This window comes from Anaeromassilibacillus sp. An200 (genome assembly GCF_002160025.1).
GTDB classification, from domain to species: Bacteria; Bacillota; Clostridia; order Oscillospirales; family Acutalibacteraceae; genus Caccousia; species Caccousia stercoris.
Genome location: NZ_NFJU01000028.1, coordinates 21578 through 41605, shown reverse-complemented (window position 1 = coordinate 41605; position 20028 = coordinate 21578). Strand labels below are relative to the sequence as shown.

Sequence of the window (20028 nt, the reverse complement as noted above, 5' to 3'; positions counted from 1 at the left end):
ATTATACGATATAAATGATTAAATCACAACGATTTATCAAAGTATAATTTACGAAGAACACAAGCAAAGGAGTGATGCAGGTGAAGGATATTCTCTCGGTTATAACCGCATATCGGGAGGAACGGGGCTGGACAGAGTATCAGCTTGCAGAACGCTCCGGTTTACCGCAATCCACGATCTCCTCGTGGTATCGTAAGAACATGGTTCCGACCATTCCATCTCTGGAGAAAATCTGCACAGCTTTTGGTATTACGCTGTCTCAGCTGTTTGCAGAAGGAGATGCACCTGTTTCCTTGACTGAGGCGCAGAAAAAACTTCTGGAACGCTGGTCAAGACTAAGTGAAGAACAGCAGGCCGTTGTATTTGCTTTGATTGATAAGATGTAAAAAATCCGTCAGAGGCACATCTTGAAGATGTTGCTTCTGGCGGATTTTTTGTGTCAGCCTAACAGGTGTTTCTCCGTCACAGCCTTTAGATACAGTTCTGGCTCACCATTCAAAATCAGTTCGGCATAGGCCAGCGGATCGTTGTAGATTAGCCAGTCCAGCTCCGACCGCTGGTACATGCTGTTTGCCACCTCGTTCTCCACGGTGGTGCAGTCGATGGAGAGTAGCGCTCCTTTTTCCAGGCGCAGCTCCACGCAGGCGGTGTCCATGTTAAACTCACAGGATACAATCTTTCTCATGCTCGTTACCTCCCAATGTTAAATTTCGGCTCATTCTCCGCAGCGGCACAAGGACCGTTTCGGTTATTTGGGATATTCGCAAGCAATGCGTGTGGATAGCCACACACAAATCCGGCAAGCAATGCGAGTGTTAATACACACTCACATTTCCTGCCGTCTGCTTGTTGAGGGCAATGCCCCCAAGCCCCCTTTTGAACACAGAATTTCATTCTGTGGCTGCGCGTTCTCCGAACGCTTCTGAGGGATATGCCAAAACGCTGTAACCTTCTCTAACCGGTACGTCATGAAACGCGACGTACCCTATGGAACAAGTTGTTCCACCCACCCGTATCGTTTCGGGAGCTACCGTGAAACAACGTAGCCCTGGAAAGATGGGGTGGCAAAATATCGCCCCGGTTTTTCCTTTCCGCGACGGTGGCGACGGTCGCAACGGTGCTGGGAGTACCCCTCAAAACATCGTCGCGACCGTTGCGAGCGTCGCGCTTTACTCGATTACTTCAAACGCAGGTGCTTCCACCACAATGTAGGTCAGCCGGATACGCCGTCCAGCGTGTTTGGTTTTATTCTCGTACTTCACCTGATGTTCTTCCAGCAGGCGGCTGGCATTCACATTCAGATGTTTGGTGAGCCGGTTCACTGCCATATCCGTTTGAATCGCCTGGGCCAGCTCAGTGGGACTGCTTTCCCATTCTCGGTTATCAACAGATACGATCTTCGCCACAGCTTCCAGTACCGGGTCCGTAGGCTGCTTCCAAAGCTCATTCTCTGCATGGTCGAGACCCCAAACCAGGTTCTCTTGGTCTTTGCTCAGATACAGCCGCTGATCCGGCTGGTCTCTGCCTACCGCCTCCAAGGTGGCCTTGCTATCTGTTCGCTTCTCCTTCTGCATCAGGAGCGCACCATCTGCACAGCCCAGCAGGCCGGTTGTACCGGAAATCATCTCAAAGCTGTCTCCCGCAGGCTGCTTTCTGGTGTGGTGGACGATCAGGACGCAGACCCCATACCGATCGGCAAATTGCTTCAGCTTGCCGATCACCTCATAGTCGCTGGAATAGCTGTAGCTGTCGCTCACCGCTTCCCGAACCTTTTGCAGGGTATCCACAATAATCAGCTTGGCATCACTGTGTTCCCGGACGAACTTTTCCAACTGTTCATCCAGGCCACCGCCGATCATCTTGGCGCTGGTGGCAAAATGCAGGGAGCTTGTTCCCTCTACACCAAACATGCGGAACATCCGGCGCTGCAAACGGCTCTCATCATCTTCTAGGGCAAGATAAAGGACGGTTCCCTGGTGGACTTTGTAGCCCCACAGTTCTTGCCCGGTACTGACATGGCGGGCGATTTGCGCCACCAGGAAGGACTTGCCGATTTTCGGCGCTCCGGCAAGGATGTACGCTCCTGTATAGAGCAGGTTCTCAATCACCGCGGACTTGCCCTCGAACACATTGTCCATCAGCTCGTCCAGGGTCACAGTATAGAGGTATGCCGGGTCGCTCATGCGGCCCATCTTCCGGTAAAGTTCCTCCAAATCTCTTTCGGGGGAATTGCTTTTTTCGTCCGGGTCTGGTATAGTGGTCTTGGAATTTTGAGAGATTGACTGCCCATCATCTGCGCCAACAGATGAGCCCTGGGCGGTCATTTTCTTTTTATCATCGGTCATAGGCAAAATCCTCCTGCATCCCGTTCATAATGGTGGCGATCATCTGGATGGTGTCCAGCAGCTCGCCGTTTACGCCCTGCCCAGCTTCGATCCGGCGCAGCTCGTCCAGCACGGCGGCCAGCTGGTCCCGCAGGGCCTTGTAGACCCTGGGGTTGCCCTGGACCACCACATCCCGGCAAAGCAGCCGTCGGATGATATAGTCCTGCTTGGTCAGGCCGGTGAGCTTCACCGCCGTCTCGATCTGGGCGTCCTCCTCCGGGGAGACCCGAAAAGCCACGGTCTTGTTCCTCCAACGGTTGTGCTTATCCAAATTCTTTGCTGACATTTTTAATTGCTCCTTTCCATGTTCAATTTATCCGCCATTTCCGCCTGCTTGGACGGAAACAGATGCGCATAGTTGTAAGTGATGTCGATGCTCTCATGTCCCACCCGGTCCGCGATGGCCGTGGCAGAGAACCCCATGTCGATCAGAAGTGAAACCGCGCTGTGACGAATATCGTGGATTCTGATGCGCGGCACTCCCGCTTCTTTGGCTCCCCGGTCCATTTCCCGGTGGAGATAGCTCTTGGTGACGGTGAACATTCGATCATCCGGCCCGATCCCGTAGAGCATCTTGATGTAATCTTGGATTTCCTCGGCCAGAAACTGCGGCATGGTGATGACCCGATTGCTCTTTTCCGTCTTGGGGGTAGTAATCAGGTCTTGGCCGTTCAGCCGCTGATAAGACTTGTTGATAGACACAGTGCGCTTCTCAAAGTCAAAGTCCGCCGGAGTCAGCGCCAACAGTTCCCCCTCTCGGATACCGCACCAGTAGAGCATCTCAAAGGCATAGAAGGATAGCGGCTTGTCCATCATCACCTCGGCAAATTTCAGGTACTGCTCCTTGGTCCAGAACATCATCTCCCGGTTTTTCTTTTTGCCCATGCTGCCTGCCTTCTTGCAGGGATTTTCCCGGAGGTTGTAATACCGAACCGCGTGGTTGAAGATGGCGCTGAGCTGATTGTGGACCGTTTTCAGATACACCGGCGAGTAGGGCTTGCCGTTCTCGTCCTTATGGTTCAGCATCTCGTTCTGCCAAGTGATAATCTGCTGGGCGGTAATGTTGCACATTTTCAGTCTGCCGAAGTAGGGCAGCAGCTTGGTGCGGATGATATGGTCCTTGGTAGCCCAGGTGTTCTCCTTGAGCCGGGTTTTCATATCCGCCGTGTAGAGATCCACGAAACTCTTGAAGGTCATGTCCAGATCAGCGCTGGCCTTGTTGAGCTGTTCGCGCTCCCAGGCCTGTGCCTCCCGTTTGGTCTTGAAGCCCCGCTTCTGGGTCTGCTTGCGCTCGCCATTCCAGTCAGTATAGCGGTAGACCGCCCGCCAAGTATTCGTCTTTTCTTCTTTGTAGACCGCCATGATTAGCCCTCCTTTCCCGTCTTGCCGTAGCAAAACTTCTCCATGAAAAAGTTCCGATTGACCCGCCCGGAGATGGTCACATAGCCCTTGTCCCGGAGTTCGGCATTGAGCTTGTGGATTACCTTGTAGGCGTGGGACTTGGAGATGCCCAGCTCTTGGGCCACTTCCTCCACGCGCATAAAGTTTTGTGCCTGCATTGAAAATACCTTCCTTTCTTCATTGATGGCTGCTGCGGTTGGATGTTGTGTTCCATAAATGCCTCCTCACTTTCGTCCGCCACTTTTTTCCCGGATGTATAACCGATGAATCGTAGCAGTTCTTTTTTATTTATTGATTCTAAGCTATTATGCTTAGTCTATTGTCATTATACTAAGCATATTAGCTTATGTCAATTGTGGCGCGCAAAATAAATTAAATAAAATTGTTTAGTATTCTCTTGACTTTACTAAGCATTTCTGCTACGCTTTCCCTAAAGACAATCAACGATTGGAGTGGATGATATGGCGATTGGCGAACGGATTCACTTTTTCCGTCTCCTGCGGGGGATGACACAGAAATATCTCGGCATGGCGCTGGGCTTCCCGGAGAAGTCCGCTGATGTGCGCCTTGCTCAATATGAAACAGGATCAAGAACCCCTAAGGCAGACCTTACTGCTGCCCTAGCCCAGGTACTGGATGTCTCGCCCCATGCCCTCTCTGTCCCGGATATAGACTCCTATGTGGGGCTGATGCACACCTTGTTTACCCTGGAGGACAACTACGGGCTCAAAATCAGCGAAACAGATGGAGAAGTCTGCCTGAAGGTGGATGTGCGGAAGAATAAGGATGCCGCCCGGCTGCATGAGATGCTCTGTTCCTGGCAACAGGCCGCAGCCATGCTGGAGGCCGGAGAAATCTCCAAAGAGGATTACGACAAGTGGCGCTACCACTACCCGGAATTTGATCAGACCCAAAAACAAGTAAAGGTTATGTCACAAAGACTAAGCGACATGCTGACAGAGACAATTAAAATTCCAAATAATTCCCAGGAGTGATATCATGGCAAATTCAATGTTTGAATCGACCTATGCAGCGTGCCAAGAAATAACTAAAACTTTTGATATGGTATGGGCTCTTGATGCAGGCCTTTGGAACTTACGGAGAGATGCACAAAAATATTATGCTGAACATCCTGATGCTACTGAGGAGGAAGTCAAGGACAATTTGGTGCAAGGCCTAACCATTCATGGCCTTAACCCAAAACAAATTGCGATAGAGTTAAGTTGGGAATATGAAGAACAATATATTGCAAAATTATTGCTTATAAATGCAACTGCTATCTTTGATACATGGGTTGATACATTTGTAGAGGCAACAATTTCTAAGAATGTACTACAGCAAATAATTTATCCCAAAAGAGCTCACAAAAAGCCGTATACATTAGGCGATAAAATTAAAGCTGATTTCAAAGCTGGCTTCTTTGACACTTATGTAAAACAATTAAAGGCTGAGCAAAAGTCAACATTATCTGGAAGCTTTGAATTCACTGCCGAGAGACAAGATAATTACATCGAAAATCTTCGATTAACTTATAAATATTTCAAAAGTTGTCGAAATTGCTGCGCCCATGGTGATGTAAACTTCACCGCAGCTACTGAGAAAAGCTATAATGCGATCAAAGCTCTCACCAAAACTGACTGCGGGCTCAAAGAATTCCCAAAAATTGAGCCAACTGTTCAAGGAAATCCCTTCAAACTCTATCTGCGGGGTGTTGTTGGATTTTATGACATTTTAATACGAATTATCAATCATTTTGACTTGTTTGCAGCTGATTATATAGCAGTTGAAAAAGAACTATTAAAACGTTGGTCACAAATTCCAAACGTCAAATTATCAGCAAACTCCGAGAAGAGAAATCGATCTATTAGGAACTACATAATAAGTGTAAATATGTGTCCTCCTTACTCAAATAAAACAGACGATGTGTTTCTCTTTCTCAAGGGAATGAAAATTGTAAAATAAAAAGAGAGCTAACTGACTAATCAAAATCAGTTAGCTCTCTTTTTATGAATAATGAAAAAGTGTTGCCAAATCGTTGCCACGAAGGGCCTTAACCCCTCAAAAACCCAGTGAAATCAGGCTTTTCCGGACTTCTGAAATTACTCCCACTCTATGGTGGCCGGGGGTTTACTTGTGATATCGTAGACCACACGGTTAACATGCTGGACTTCATTGACAATGCGGTTGGACACCTTCTCCAATACGTCATACGGAATACGTGCCCAGTCAACCGTCATGAAATCCGCTGTGGTAACACCGCGCAGGGCAACGGTATAATCATAGGTACGCCCATCCCCCATCACGCCGACGGAACGAACGCCGGTCAAAACAGCGAAATACTGGCTGATGGAGCGTTCCAGACCGGCAGCGGCAACCTCCTCGCGGAAAATGGCGTCTGCTTCGCGCACAATTTCCAGCTTCTCCTCATCCAGAGCGCCAAGCACACGGATTGCAAGACCTGGTCCCGGGAAGGGCTGACGCCATACCATCGGACTGGGAATTCCCAGCTCCAATCCCACACGGCGAACTTCATCCTTGAACAGATCGCGCAGCGGCTCCAAAATGCCCTCAAAGCCGATGTCCTTCGGCAGGCCGCCCACGTTGTGATGGCTCTTGATCACGGCTGCTTCTCCTGTACCGCTCTCCACCACATCGGGATAAATGGTTCCCTGGCAGAGAAACTCAATCTTACCAAGCTTGGAGGACTCTTCCTCAAACACACGGATGAACTCTTCTCCAATAATTTTACGCTTGCGCTCCGGATCACTGACACCAGCCAAGCGCTGCAGGAAACGCTCCTTTGCATTGACACGGATCAGGTTCATATCAAACTGGCGGCGGAATACACGCTCGACCTCGTCCCCTTCGTTCTTTCTCAGGAGACCGTGATCCACGAAAATGCACACCAGATTTTTCCCAATCGCCTTGTGCATCAGTACAGCAGCCACAGAGGAATCCACTCCACCGGAAAGCGCGCAGAGCACTTTCTTGTCTCCCACTTTTTCCCGGATGGAACGGATGCTCTCGGCAGCAAAGGCATCCATACGCCAATCACCCGTACAGCCACAGATATCATACAGAAAACGGCGCAGCATATCGCCGCCAAAGACAGTATGCTCCACTTCGGGATGGAACTGGAATGCATACAGCTTACGCGAAGCACACTCCATTGCCGCTGTGGGACAGTCATCGCTGACCGCTGTCACACGGAAGCCTTCCGGAACCTCTGCAATATAATCGGTATGGCTCATCCAGCAAACAGAGCTGTCCTCCAGTCCGTCAAACAGGATGCTTTTTTCAAAACGAACCGGCGTCTTGCCATATTCACGAATCTCACTGGGAGATACTTTGCCGCCAAGGCTGTACGCCATCAGCTGAGCGCCGTAGCAAATTCCCAGCACAGGAATATCGAGATCAAAAATCTCCTTATCACAGACAGGGGCATTTTCTCCATAGACGGAATTCGGTCCGCCGGAAAAAATGACACCGCGATACCCAGCCGCCCGAATTTCGGCGGCCGTCATGCGATACGGCTTAATTTCACAGTACACGTTCAGGTCACGGACGCGGCGGGCAATCAGCTGGCTGTACTGTCCACCGAAGTCCAGAATCAGAACCGCTTCATTTTTCATAGGTTTCCTCCAAATGATTGTGTTCTCTGCCACCTGGAATATCATCACATGCTAAGAGCCATATTATTCCACGGTAACGGATTTTGCAAGATTCCTGGGTTTATCAATATCGCAGCCTTTCATGGACGACACATAATAGGCAAAGAGCTGGAGCGGCACCACGGAAAGCGAGGGCAGCATCATCGGGCAGGCATCGGGAATGTAAAACACATAGTCCGCTTCCTTCTCGATCTGCGTCTGCTCCTGCGTCGTCACGCCAAGCACAACAGCTCCGCGCGCCTTGACCTCCTTCATGTTGCTCATCATCTTTTCAAACAGACTCTTCTGCGTCGCCAGAGCCACGACAAGCGTGCCGTCCTCCACCAGACTGATTGTTCCATGCTTCAATTCACCGGCAGCGTAGGCGTCGGAATGGATATAAGAAATTTCCTTGAGCTTCAGGGAGCCTTCCAGCGACATGGCATAGTCGAGGTTGCGGCCGATAAAGAACACATCCCGGACATTGAAGAACTGGGAGGCTAAATACTGGATATTAGCGCGATTTTGCAGGATGCTCTCCATTTTTTCCGGAAGCGCCTCGAGCTCCTTCACATACTCCGCGTACTGCTCCGGAGTCAGCCGTCCCAGCAGATCCGCCAGATAGATGGTAAGGAGATACACAACCGCCAGCTGCGTGCTGTACGCCTTAGTCGTGGCGACGGCAATTTCAGGGCCCGCCCAGGTGTAGATCACGTCGTCGGATTCGTTCGCGATGGTGCTTCCCACCACGTTGACAATTGACAGCGTATAGGCTCCCAAACGCTTTGCTTCCCGCAGAGCGGCCAGCGTATCCGCTGTTTCTCCCGACTGGCTGATCACAAGTACCAGCGTATCCTTACCGAGAATCGGCTGACGGTACCGGAATTCGGAGGCGACGTCCACCTCCACGGGAATCCGGGCCGTCTGTTCCAGCACATATTTCGCCACCACGCCGACATGATAAGCGGAACCGCAGGCGACAATAAAAATCTTGGAAAACGACTGAATTTGCTCTGCGGTCAGGGAAATTTCATCAAAGACCACGCGGCCATCCCGCAGGCGCGGCGAGATCGTGTCGCGCACCGCCTTGGGCTGTTCCATGATCTCCTTGGCCATGAAATGCTCATAGCCGCCTTTTTCCGCCGCGGAAACATCCCAGTCAATATGAGTGATCTGCTTTTCCACCGGCTCCCTATCCATATTGAGAACCTGGACGGAATCCTTTTTCAGAATCACAATCTCATTGTCCTGCAAGCGGTAAATATCACGTGTGCGGCTGAGAATGGCCGGAACGTCGGAAGCAATGAAATTCTCTCCCTGGCCCAGCCCCACAATCAACGGACTGTCCTTGCGCACCGCGACAATCTGATCCGGCGCGTCCTCACACAGAACGCCGAGGGCATAGGAACCCTCCACGCGCCGGAGCACCTGGATCACAGCGTCAATGATGTCGCCCTTATAATAATACTCCAACAGCTGCGCCACAACCTCCGTATCGGTTTCCGAAACAAAGGTGACGCCCTTTTTCATCAGCTTTTCCTTGAGCTGAAGATAATTCTCAATAATCCCGTTGTGAACCACCGCGAATTTTCCGGAATCGCTCACCTGCGGATGGGAATTCACATCCGACGGCGCGCCGTGCGTCGCCCATCTGGTGTGACCGATGCCAATCACACCGGGAACCAGCGCGCCGTCCTGCGTCATTTCACGGAGCACCTGCAGGCGTCCTTTTGCCTTTGCAACATGCACGGTCTTTCCGTCATAAACAGCCAGCCCCGCGGAATCATAGCCGCGATATTCCAGCTTCTCAAGACCGCTCAAAAGAACCGGTGCTGCCTGCACCTCACCTGCATATCCAACTATACCACACATAAAATCCTTGGCTCCTTCCTGAGGACTCCTCCTCAGCGGTAAATGATATCATCACGGGATGGGCCATTGGAAACCATCGTAACCGGAACCCCAATCTGCTGCTCCGCAAATTCAATGTAACGGCGCGTGTTTTCCGGAAGCTTTTCATAGCTGCGGATTCCACGAATATCACACTTCCAGCCCGGCATGGATTTCAGCACCGGCTTGCAGCGCTTGAGATCGCAGGTGGGCGGGAAATAGTCAATCTTCTTTCCGTCCAGCTCATAGGCCACACACACAGGAATTTCATCCAGATATCCCAGAGCGTCGAGAACCGTCATAGCAATCGCGGTCGTTCCCTGCACCTGGCAGCCGTAGCGGGTAGCCACCAGATCCAGCCAGCCCATACGGCGCGGACGGCCCGTGGTCGCGCCATACTCGCCGCCATCGCCGCCGCGGCGGCGCAGCTCGTCGGCTTCTTCTCCAAAGATCTCACTGACAAACTCACCGGCTCCCACAGCGCTGGAGTAAGCTTTTACCACCGTGATGATTTCCTTGATCTCATACGGCGGCAAACCGGCTCCCACCGCGCCATAGCCCGCCAGAGTTGAACTGGAAGTGACCATCGGATAAATACCGAAATCGGGATCCTTCAGAGAACCAAGCTGGCCTTCCAGCAGGATGCGCTTGCCTTCCTTCACCGCGTTGTGCAGAATGGAGAAGGTGTCAGCCGCATACGGAGCGAGCATCTCTTTGTATTCCATCAGCTTTTCAAAGACCTCATCAACCGTCAAAGGCGGCTGATGATACAGGTGCTCCAAAAGGACATTTTTGATCGCCAGCACATGCTCGACACGGTCGCGGAGCAAAGACTCCTCCTCAAACAACTCGCTGACCTGGAATCCGATCTTCGCAAACTTATCGGAATAGAAGGGAGCAATGCCGGAACGGGTGGAGCCAAACGATTTGGAGGACAGGCGAGCCTCCTCCAACGTATCAAACGTCACATGGTACGGCATAACCACCTGTGCGCGATTGCTCACCAGAACATGCGGCTTTGGTACTCCACGGTCCTCCAACGCCTTGAGCTCACCAACCAGCTTTTCCGGGCTCAGAGCCACACCGTTTCCGATGATGTTGAGAATATGACCGTGAAACACACCGGAAGGCAGCTGATGCAGGGCAAATTTTCCGTAAGGATTGATGATTGTATGTCCCGCGTTGCTGCCGCCCTGATACCGGATCACGATATCGGACTGCGCTGCCTTGACGTCTGTAATTTTTCCTTTTCCTTCGTCGCCCCAATTGGCTCCAACGATTGCAGTTACCATACTGAAAGCACCTTTTCCCTTTCCTAATATATGCCGGTTTGATTTTCTGTGTGCCTGTCCGCTGTAAAATGGAATACGGACAAAGGTATTTTACACGTTGATCTCCGGCGTTTCCTCTGCGATCTCCTGGTATTTGGCCAGAACAGGCTCCACCACATCATGCAGGAATCCTGCCGTCTGAAGCGGAGCGCATCCAACATAACGGGAAGGCTCCATCATTTTCTCCAGCTCTTCCAGCGTAACACCGAACAGGGAATCGCCTGCGATCCGCTCCAGCAGATCGTTTTCACCGCCCTCTTCCTTGACCACGCGGGAAGCCGCCATGGAGTGTACACGGATCCGCTCATGAAGCTGCTGGCGATCGCCGCCGCGCTTGACCGCGTCCATCATGATGTTCTCCGTTGCCATGAAGGGAAGCTCCCGGCGCAGACGCTGCTCCATCACCTTCGGATAAACCACAAGACCGTCGGTAACATTGCGGTACAGATTGAGAATGGCGTCTACTGCCAAGAATGCCTCCGGCACACTGATGCGCTTGTTTGCGGAGTCATCCAGTGTTCTCTCAAACCACTGGGCCGAAGCGGTCATTGCCGGATTAAGGCTGTCGGCAATGACATAGCGGGCCAGGGAAGCCATACGCTCGGTGCGCATGGGATTACGCTTGTACGCCATCGCGGAAGAACCGATTTGATTCTTCTCAAACGGCTCCTCCACCTCCTTGAGATGCTGAAGCAGGCGGATATCGTTGGAGAATTTCGCGGCGCTCTGGGCGATCCCACTCAAAACGGACAGGATCTGGCTGTCCAGCTTACGGGAATACGTCTGACCGGAAACGGCAAAGCAGGCCGAATAGCCCATCTTCTCTGCAATCTTCCGATCCAGCTCACGCACCTTTTCATAATCACCATCAAACAGCTCCAGGAAGCTTGCCTGCGTTCCCGTCGTTCCCTTGGAGCCAAGCAGCTTGGCCTTGGAAAGCTGATATTCCACGTCTTCCAAGTCCATCAGCAGATCCTGAATCCAGAGCGTTGCACGCTTACCGACCGTCGTGGGCTGAGCGGGCTGAAAATGCGTGAAGGCCAGCGTCGGCTGATCCTTATGCTGCTCCGCGAAGCGGGACAGTGCGCGCACGACAAGCACCAGCTTCTTCTGCACCAGGTGGAGCGCTTCCGTCATAATGATAATATCCGTGTTATCTCCCACATAGCAGGATGTAGCGCCGAGATGAATGATCGGCTTAGCCTTCGGACACTGCACGCCATAAGCGTAAACATGGGACATGACATCGTGGCGGACTTCCTTTTCCCTTGCCCGGGCAACCTCATAATTGATGTCGTCCTGGTAAGCCGTCAGCTCATCGATCTGCTCCTGGGTGACGGGAAGCCCCAGTTCATGCTCTGCCTGCGCCAAAGCAATCCAAAGCTTGCGCCAGGTGCGGAATTTTTTCTCCTCCGAGAAGAGATATTTCATCTCTTCATCCGCATAACGGGAGGAAAACGGAGATTCATAATTTGTATGCATACCTTTCACGCTCCATTTTTTATTTTCCAATTCAAAGGTTTATTTGAAACATCATGCGCATGGTCTTTTCCATCTTCAAACAAACTCCAAGGCTAACGCAACTCAAATTTATCAGAAAAGCAAAAAAGAAAATTGCCCCGAAACAGACGTATGGATACGCTGCTCCGCCGACAATTCCCTTTTTCTGTCAGGGAACCTGTTCCAGGAGGAGGCTCCCACCAGTTGTTTTGTTGTTCCCGAACGCCCGGGCAGCAGACAGATGCGGAAAAAAGAGCCGGGCTCTCCCCTGGCGGCACAACGCACTTTTCATCCAGCGGGTTTCTTTTCTCTCCGGCAATTTTCTCCTCTCCTTTCCGCTTGCAATTCTCATTCCGACAAATCAATTTCTCCATCAAACACGAAGGCAGCGGGGCCGTGCATCATCACATGGTTATCTTCTTCCCGCCAGTGGATCGCCAAATCTCCTCCGCGCAGATGGACGACCGATCGCCTTTTCGCCTTTCCGCACAGGCAGGCGGCAACAACAGACGCGCAGGCGCCGGTGCCGCAGGCCCAGGTTTCCCCGGAGCCGCGCTCCCAGACGCGCATTTTCAGGCTGCCGTCCGGCAAGGGCTGGATAAATTCTGTGTTGACTCCCTGCGGAAACAGGGGGTTCCATTCAAAGCGGGGCCCCAATTCTTCCAGATCAAGCGCGTCCACGTCCTCCACAAACAGCACGCAGTGCGGATTGCCCATGGAGACACAGGTGACGGAAAAGACATCGTCTCCCATCTCAACAGGAACGGACACCGCTCGTTCTCCGGGGAGAAGGACCGGAATGGAGGCAGGCTCCAAAACAGGCTCTCCCATATCCACCTCGATGGATTGGACCGTTCCATTCGCAACATCCAGATGCAGCGTCTTCACACCGCTGAGCGTATCAATGCGCAGCGTCTCTTTTTTCGCGATCCCCCGCTCATACACATAGCGGCCCACACAGCGGATTCCATTGCCGCACATCATGGCGCGGGAGCCATCGGCATTGTAGAGATCCATCATGGCGTCGCCGTTCTCCGTGGGGCGGATCAGGATCAGCCCGTCCGAACCGATTCCAAAGTGACGGTCGCTTAACCGCCGGGAAAGAGCGGCGGGATCCGCCGGAATTTCCTCTTCAAAGCAATTGACATAGATGTAATCATTGCCTATGCCGTGCATTTTCGTAAATTTCAAGGAAGCTCTCCCCTTCCTCAGAATTTGCTCAGATATCGATCGATCTCCCACTGGGAAACGCGGGTGGAATATTCATCCCATTCCAGCTTCTTGGCCTCGGTGTACTTGTCATAGGCATGGTCGCCGAGCACTTCGCGGATAAACGGATCCGCCTTCATATAGTTGATGGCCTCCAGCAGTGTTGAGGGCAGATTCTCTATGCCGTTTTCCAGACGCTCCTGCTCGCTCATATCATAAATATTCGCAGAAACCGGCTCGGGCGGCGTCATATCCTTGCGGATGCCTTCCAGACCGGCGGCCAGCAAAACAGCCAGCTCCAGATACGGATTGCAGGCCGGATCGGGAGAGCGCAGCTCCACACGCGTTCCCATTCCGCGCGTAGCGGGGACGCGCACCAGAGCGCTGCGGTTGCTCGCCGTCCAGGCGATATAGCAGGGAGCCTCATAGCCGGGCACCAGACGCTTGTAGGAGTTTACCAGCGGATTGGTCAGCGCGCTCATGCCGCGAATGTGGGCGAGAATGCCCGCAATAAATTTGTACGCAATGCGGCTCAGGCCCGTGGGAGACTCCGGATCATAGAACGCGTTTTTGCCGTTCGAGAACAGGCTCATGTTGGTATGCATTCCGGATCCTGCCTGCCCGAACAGGGGCTTGGGCATGAAGGTGGCGCAAAGGCCATGGGAATCGGCTGCGGATTTTACAACCATTTTAAAGGTGAGAATGTTATCCGCCGCACTGAGAGCGTCACTGTACTTGAAATCAATCTCATGCTGCGCGACGGCACACTCGTGATGGGAGGCTTCGATCTCAAATCCCATCTCTTCCAGCGTCAGGCAGATCTCACGGCGGCAGCTCTCCCCCAGATCGGACGGACCCATATCAAAATAGCCCGCGGTGTCATGCGTGACCGTGGTGGGATGGCCGTGCTCATCGGTGTTGAAAAGGAAAAACTCACACTCCGGGCCTACATTGAAGGTATACCCCATGTCTGCCGCTTCCTGCAAGGTTTTCCGCAGGATGTAACGAGGATCTCCCTCAAACGGCTCGCCGTTTTTCTTATACACGTCGCAGATCAGGCGCGCAATTTTGCCATGCTGCGTATGCCACGGAAGCAGGCAGAAGGTGTCCAGATCCGGCTGCAGATACATGTCGGATTCCTCAATGCGCACAAAGCCCTCAATGGACGAACCGTCGAACATGCACTCGTTATCCAGCGCCTTTCGCGCCTGGCTTCTGGTGATGGCGACGTTTTTGAGCGTACCGAAAATATCGGTAAACTGCAGGCGGATAAACTTGACGTCGTTTTCTTCCAGAATCCGAAGGATGTCTTCCTTGGTGTATTTGGCCATTTGCTTACGCCCTCCTAAAAAGAAAATAACAAGGGGTCGAGTCGGCAGAATCGAGTCGGAAGCCTCCTTGTTAAGCCAGCAGCACACATCCAATATGCGTTTTCATTCTATTATATTTTTATTTTGGTGTCAATCATTTTTACACCCCGTATCCTGATTTAGATTTGTGCACAAAAATAGGGAGATGTGGAAACAGAAATCCGTTTCTTTCCAAACTTTTTGCAACAAAAAATATTTTTCCTGCAAAAAATGAAAATTAATTCAATTTTTTTCCTTTTAAATATTGATAAATGAATATTTGTGTGATAAACTTGTAACATATCAATCTAAATGGAACGCTGAACACCAGCGCCAGAGTTCTGTACAGGAGGTAAGCGACTATGTCCTATGTTAGCGAACAGTTGGAAAAGGTAATTCAGAAGAACCCGGGCGAGCCCGAGTTCCATCAGGCCGTCACAGAGGTTCTTCATTCTCTGGAGGTCGTGATCGAGAAGAATCCGCAGTATCAGAAGGAAGGCCTGCTGGAGCGTCTGCTGGAGCCGGAGCGTCAGATCATGTTCCGTGTTCCGTGGGTGGATGACAACGGCAACGTTCAGGTCAACCGCGGCTTCCGTGTACAGTTCAACTCCGCGATCGGCCCCTACAAGGGCGGCCTGCGCTTCCATCCCTCCGTTAACCTTGGCATCATCAAATTCCTCGGCTTTGAGCAGATCTTCAAGAACTCCCTGACCGGCCTGCCCATCGGCGGCGGCAAGGGCGGCTCTGATTTTGACCCGAAGGGCAAGTCTGACCGTGAGGTCATGGCCTTCTGCCAGAGCTTTATGACGGAGCTGTACCGCCATATCGGCCCCGACACCGACGTACCCGCCGGTGACATCGGCGTGGGCGCCCGCGAGATCGGCTATCTGTTCGGCCAGTACAAGCGCATTCGCAACGCCTACGAGGGCGTGCTGACCGGCAAGGGCCTGACCTACGGCGGTTCTCTGGCCCGTAAGGAGGCCACCGGCTACGGCCTGCTTTACTTCACGGAGGCCATGCTGAAGAAGAACGGCCTCGACATGGCCGGCAAGGTGGTCGCTATCTCCGGCGCGGGCAACGTGGCTATTTACGCCTGCGAGAAGGCGCAGCAGCTTGGCGCAAAGGTTGTCACCATGAGTGATTCCACCGGCTGGATTTATGACGCTGAGGGCATCGATCTCAACGCCATCAAGGAGATCAAGGAAGTCAAGAGAGCCCGCCTTACCGAGTACAAGAACTATCGTCCGAACGCTGAGTACCATGAGGGCAAAGGCGTATGGAGCGTCAAGTGTGACATTGCTCTTCCCTGCGCCACGCAGAACGAGCTGCTTATTGACGACGCGAAGGCTCTGGTAGCCAACGGCGTGATCGCGGTCGCGGAGGGCGCCAACATGCCCACCAGCATCGAGGCCACCGAGTACCTGCAGAAGAACAACGTTCTCTTTGCTCCCGGCAAGGCCAGCAACGCCGGCGGTGTTGCCACCTCTGCTCTTGAGATGACTCAGAACAGCATGCGTCTCTCCTGGAGCTTCGAGGAGGTTGATCAGAAGCTGCAGGGCATCATGGTCAACATCTTCAATCAGGCTTCCGACGCTGCCGAGAAATACGGCTTCCCGAAGAACTATGTGGTCGGCGCGAACATTGCCGGTTTCCTGAAGGTTGCCGACTCCATGATCGCGGAAGGCGCAATCTGATTGCGTTTCCCCTCCCCAACAAACAAAGCGACAAAAAGAGCTCCCGGTTATTCGCAAAATCGGGAGCCCTTTTTTGTTTCCGAATATGGCGCAGACAAGGAATCGGGAGGAGGTCTGATGATGACCGATGTACATATTCACATTGAAAAAGGCCCCTATACAAAAGAATGGATTGACCAATTTGTGCAGCAAGCGATCCGCATGGGAATGGATGAAATTTATCTGTTGGAGCATTCCCACCGTTTTGCAGAGTTCGCCCCTATGTATACTTCCATTTGTGAATACAGCGAGTATCAGAAAAACTGGTACAAAAAGAAAGCAACCCTTTCGATCAAAGATTTCCAAACACTCATTACCGAAATGAGAACGATCACATTCCCCATAAAAATAAAATGGGGACTTGAGGTGTGCTATTTTCCTGAGTACGAAAAGTTGATCGGCGATATCCTGCGATCTTTTCCATTTGATTTTTCGGTAGGCTCCATTCACTGGGTGGACGGATTCGGATTTGACCATAAAGCGGAATTCTGGAACAACATCGATACGGAACACATTTACTCAAACTATTATCAGCTGATGCTCCGGCTGGTAAAAAGCGGTTTGTTTTCCGGGGTCGCGCATCCCGATTCCATAAAGTGCTTCCACCATTATCCGACACAGGATTTTACCGACATCTACCGTTTACTAGCCGACGAATTAAAAGCACATCATATGTATGCGGAACAAAGCGGCGGTCTTGCTTTGAATTATGGATTTGAGGAACTCGGTATGAATCAAACCATGCTGCATATATTTAAAAGCAAAAATGTTGAGATCCGCTGCGCTTCGGATGCCCATAAACCGGAAGATGCGGGGGCAAATATTGCAAAGCTGCAAGCTATTTTGCAAGTATAAGAAAGCGGCAAAAGAACAAAGCACAACCCGGATGAGAACAACGCTTCATCGGGTTGTGCTTTATTTATGATATTTTCCATTTGTGTTGATCTGGAATGCCCGGTACAGCTGTTCGCACAGCATCACCCGTGCCAGCTGATGCGGAAACGTCATCCGCGAAAAGGACAAGCGCATACGGGCCGCTTGCTTGACTTCCGGGGAAAGCCCGAACGAACTGCCGATGCAAAAAGCAAAGCTGCTGGTCCCCTGAACGGAAAGCGTTTGCAGCGAAGCGGCAAGTTCCTCGGAGGAAAGCTCCTTGCCCTCAATGCACAGCGCGGCCAAATAGGCATTCCCCACCGTCTCAAGAATCTTCTTCCCTTCCTCTGCCAGTGCCGACTCAATTTGCGCCGCAGATGGATTGTCCGGCAAGCGGCTTTCCGGCAGCTCCACTATCCGAAACCGGCAGAAAGCGGCAAGGCGCTTTTCATATTCCGCACAAGCATCCCGCCAGTATTTTTCTTTCAGCTTCCCGACACAGATCAGGCTGACAGTCATCATCTCAGAAAATCATCACCTTTCCCGCGTCATTGCTGCGGGGAGCGACAGCAAGCTGATAATCCAGATTTTCCTTCATGCCCGCCATGGTCAGACTGCACAGCGAAGTCTGGTACGCAAGCTCCGGTGTATTGTTCTCCTGGCTCAAATGTGCCAGCCAGAAACGTGTGGTCCCGGTGCGCACAAAGCGGCACAGCTCCTCCGCACAGGAAAGATTGCTCAGATGCCCCATCCCCGAAAGGATCCGCTGTTTGAGCGCATAGGGGTATGGACCGTTGCGCAGCATCCCGATGTCATGATTGGATTCCAGCACGATCAGATCGGAACCGGTTACCGCTTCCCGGATTTCCGCTGTCATATAACCGAGATCCGTGGCGATGGAAACGCCCCGGCCATCCTCCGTCATCAGACGGTAGCCATAGCCCTCCGCACAATCGTGCGGAATATGAAACGGCTTTATGTACATCCCCGCACACTCCATGCCTTCCAGGGAAAGCGCGTTTGCGGGAAACTTTCCGTTTAGAATTCCCATATCCTGCAATGCCGCCATGGTACCGTTAGAGGCATAAACCGGGATTTTGTGGCGGGATGCAAACACTCGCAGACCACTTACATGGTCACTGTGCTCGTGGGTAACAAAAATGCCCTCAATCGCGTGAATCGGAATCTTACAGCGCTGCAAAGCCTCCGTGATCTGCTTTGCATTCTTTCCCGCATCAATCAGGACGCCATGTTCAGCGGAGCCAATATAATAGCAGTTTCCGCTGCTGCCGCTGAAAAGAGGACAAAATCGCGCCATACCACCGCAGAATCCTTTCGTAAAAAATTGCAAAAAATATTATTGGTTCCCCGGAGATTATTTAAATCGCGCAGGGAACTGAAACCTCCGGAACATGCACGCGCTTGATATCCGCACCAAGGCTGCACAGCTTCTCAACCACATCCTCATAGCCGCGCTCGATGTGCTGAATATCCTCAATCTGCGTGGTCCCCCTTGCAGCCAGAGCAGCCACCAGCATCGCCGCGCCCGCGCGCAGGTCGGTCGCTTTGACAGGAGCCGCATTGAGATGATCCACACCCTCAATCACAGCCAGGCGGCCATCCACCGAGATCTGCGCGCCCATGCGCTTGAGCTCCTCCACATAGCGGAACCGGTTGTCCCAAACGCTCTCATTGATGATGCTCGTCCCCTTGGCCGTGGACAGCAGGGCCGCGATCTGCGGCTGCATGTCGGTCGGGAAGCCGGGGTGCGGCAGCGTCTTGATGTTGCATTTATTCAAGCTTCCGCTGCGCGTTACACGGACAGCATCGTCAAACTCTTCAATGGTCACGCCCATCTCCTCCAGTTTGGCGGAAATAGACTCCAAATGCTTCGGAATCACGTTTTTCACAAGAACGTCGCCGCTGGTTGCAGCCGCGGCCACCATATAAGTCCCAGCCTCAATCTGATCGGGGATAATGGAATACGTCGTCCCGCGCAGATAGGAACAGCCGTAAATCTTAATCACATCCGTGCCTGCTCCCCGGATATCCGCGCCCATGGAATTCAGGAAATTCGCCAGATCGACGATATGCGGCTCCTTGGCCGCATTTTCAATCACCGTCGTTCCTTTTGCGCGAACGGCAGCCAGCATGATATTCATAGTGGCGCCCACAGAAACGACATCCAGATATACGCTGTTGCCTGTCAGCTCCTCAGAGCTGACATCCACCATGCCGCCTTCCAGGCTATAGGAAGCTCCCAGCGCGGCAAAGCCCTTGAGGTGCTGATCGATCGGGCGTACGCCAAAATTACAGCCGCCCGGCATTGTCACCACCGCGTGGTGAAAGCGCCCCAGCAGCGCGCCGAGCAGATAATACGATCCGCGAATATGGCGGGCCAACTCATATGGGGCAACGCAGGTGCTCACGGTGGAGGAATCAATTTCAATCGCAGAACGTCCTACCGTCCGGATCTTGGCTCCCATATCCTGCAAAATGTGAATAATCGAAGAAACATCGGTAATGTTCGGAATATTTTCAATACGGCACACGCCGTCGGAAAGAATCGCAGCCGGAATGATCGCTACGGCGGCATTTTTCGCTCCGCTGATCAGAACCTCGCCCGTCAGACGGCGGCCACCGTTAATTACAAATTTATCCAATGCGGCACGCTCCCATCATTTTAATCACAGTTATGATGCGTCCAG

19 protein-coding genes are annotated in these 20028 nt (G+C 52.3%); 5 read left to right on the top strand and 14 right to left on the bottom strand.

Annotated elements, in window-relative coordinates:
• The first annotated feature begins 74 nt into the window (after nucleotides 1-74).
• Entirely contained in the window at nucleotides 75-386 is a 312-nt protein-coding gene (locus tag B5F35_RS13450; RefSeq protein WP_087241805.1) for a helix-turn-helix domain-containing protein, read from the top strand.
• A 53-nt stretch (nucleotides 387-439) separates the two neighbouring features.
• On the opposite strand, the gene B5F35_RS13445 is transcribed toward B5F35_RS13450, so the two are convergent.
• From B5F35_RS13445 to B5F35_RS13425, 5 genes are all read right to left on the bottom strand, one after another.
• Nucleotides 440-685, bottom strand: coding sequence for a DUF6061 family protein (locus B5F35_RS13445; RefSeq protein WP_087241803.1), 246 nt, complete (start codon nucleotides 683-685; stop codon nucleotides 440-442).
• Nucleotides 686-1169: 484 nt separating this feature from the next.
• Nucleotides 1170-2345, bottom strand: coding sequence for an AAA family ATPase (locus B5F35_RS13440; protein ID WP_087241801.1), 1176 nt, complete (start codon nucleotides 2343-2345; stop codon nucleotides 1170-1172).
• Nucleotides 2335-2670, bottom strand: a complete 336-nt coding sequence (locus tag B5F35_RS13435) for a plasmid mobilization protein (RefSeq protein ID WP_087241799.1) — start codon at nucleotides 2668-2670, stop codon at nucleotides 2335-2337. Before B5F35_RS13435 ends, B5F35_RS13440 begins: the two co-directional genes overlap by 11 nt.
• Before the next feature lie 2 nt (nucleotides 2671-2672).
• Entirely contained in the window at nucleotides 2673-3746 is a 1074-nt protein-coding gene (locus B5F35_RS13430; protein ID WP_087241797.1) for a site-specific integrase, read from the bottom strand.
• A gap of 2 nt (nucleotides 3747-3748) precedes the next feature.
• Nucleotides 3749-3943, bottom strand: a complete 195-nt coding sequence (locus B5F35_RS13425; RefSeq protein ID WP_087241795.1) for a helix-turn-helix domain-containing protein — start codon at nucleotides 3941-3943, stop codon at nucleotides 3749-3751.
• 303 nt (nucleotides 3944-4246) lie between these two features.
• Here B5F35_RS13425 and B5F35_RS13420 point away from each other — a divergent pair, with 303 nt between their 5' ends.
• A complete protein-coding gene (locus B5F35_RS13420; protein WP_087241793.1) occupies nucleotides 4247-4780 on the top strand; it encodes a helix-turn-helix domain-containing protein in 534 nt (177 codons plus the stop codon).
• A gap of 4 nt (nucleotides 4781-4784) precedes the next feature.
• Nucleotides 4785-5747 carry a hypothetical protein gene (locus B5F35_RS13415; RefSeq protein WP_087241791.1) on the top strand — a complete coding sequence of 321 codons (963 nt, stop codon included), beginning with the start codon at nucleotides 4785-4787 and terminating at the stop codon, nucleotides 5745-5747.
• 137 nt (nucleotides 5748-5884) lie between these two features.
• Here the strand turns inward: B5F35_RS13415 and guaA are convergent, their stop codons facing one another.
• From guaA to glnA, 6 genes are all read right to left on the bottom strand, one after another.
• Complete coding sequence (gene guaA, locus B5F35_RS13410; protein ID WP_087241789.1) at nucleotides 5885-7417, bottom strand: glutamine-hydrolyzing GMP synthase; 1533 nt, start codon at nucleotides 7415-7417, stop codon at nucleotides 5885-5887.
• 63 nt (nucleotides 7418-7480) lie between these two features.
• The gene (gene glmS, locus B5F35_RS13405; RefSeq protein ID WP_087241787.1) at nucleotides 7481-9307 is read right to left on the bottom strand and encodes a glutamine--fructose-6-phosphate transaminase (isomerizing); all 1827 of its coding nucleotides are present in this window, start codon (nucleotides 9305-9307) and stop codon (nucleotides 7481-7483) included.
• Between the two features lie 32 nt (nucleotides 9308-9339).
• On the bottom strand, nucleotides 9340-10617 hold the full coding sequence (locus B5F35_RS13400; RefSeq protein ID WP_087241785.1) for an adenylosuccinate synthase: 1278 nt from the start codon (nucleotides 10615-10617) through the stop codon (nucleotides 9340-9342).
• Nucleotides 10618-10707: 90 nt separating this feature from the next.
• On the bottom strand, nucleotides 10708-12138 hold the full coding sequence (gene purB, locus B5F35_RS13395; protein WP_087241783.1) for an adenylosuccinate lyase: 1431 nt from the start codon (nucleotides 12136-12138) through the stop codon (nucleotides 10708-10710).
• A gap of 366 nt (nucleotides 12139-12504) precedes the next feature.
• On the bottom strand, nucleotides 12505-13347 hold the full coding sequence (gene dapF, locus B5F35_RS13390; protein ID WP_087241781.1) for a diaminopimelate epimerase: 843 nt from the start codon (nucleotides 13345-13347) through the stop codon (nucleotides 12505-12507).
• Between the two features lie 17 nt (nucleotides 13348-13364).
• The gene (glnA, locus tag B5F35_RS13385) at nucleotides 13365-14696 is read right to left on the bottom strand and encodes a type I glutamate--ammonia ligase (protein WP_087241779.1); all 1332 of its coding nucleotides are present in this window, start codon (nucleotides 14694-14696) and stop codon (nucleotides 13365-13367) included.
• Between the two features lie 380 nt (nucleotides 14697-15076).
• On the opposite strand from glnA, the gene gdhA reads away from it, so the two are divergent.
• A complete protein-coding gene (gdhA, locus tag B5F35_RS13380) occupies nucleotides 15077-16408 on the top strand; it encodes an NADP-specific glutamate dehydrogenase (RefSeq protein ID WP_087241777.1) in 1332 nt (443 codons plus the stop codon).
• A 117-nt stretch (nucleotides 16409-16525) separates the two neighbouring features.
• Nucleotides 16526-17302 (top strand): PHP domain-containing protein, encoded by a 777-nt coding sequence (locus B5F35_RS13375; protein WP_242969530.1) that lies wholly within the window; start codon nucleotides 16526-16528, stop codon nucleotides 17300-17302.
• Nucleotides 17303-17362: 60 nt separating this feature from the next.
• Here B5F35_RS13375 and rlmH read toward each other — a convergent pair whose 3' ends face one another.
• The 3 genes from rlmH to murA form a co-directional block, all read right to left on the bottom strand.
• The gene (gene rlmH, locus B5F35_RS13370) at nucleotides 17363-17842 is read right to left on the bottom strand and encodes a 23S rRNA (pseudouridine(1915)-N(3))-methyltransferase RlmH (protein ID WP_087241775.1); all 480 of its coding nucleotides are present in this window, start codon (nucleotides 17840-17842) and stop codon (nucleotides 17363-17365) included.
• A 1-nt stretch (nucleotide 17843) separates the two neighbouring features.
• Nucleotides 17844-18638 carry an MBL fold metallo-hydrolase gene (locus tag B5F35_RS13365; protein WP_087241773.1) on the bottom strand — a complete coding sequence of 265 codons (795 nt, stop codon included), beginning with the start codon at nucleotides 18636-18638 and terminating at the stop codon, nucleotides 17844-17846.
• Nucleotides 18639-18699: 61 nt separating this feature from the next.
• Nucleotides 18700-19983, bottom strand: a complete 1284-nt coding sequence (gene murA, locus B5F35_RS13360; protein WP_087241771.1) for a UDP-N-acetylglucosamine 1-carboxyvinyltransferase — start codon at nucleotides 19981-19983, stop codon at nucleotides 18700-18702.
• Between the last annotated feature and the right edge of the window lie 45 nt (nucleotides 19984-20028).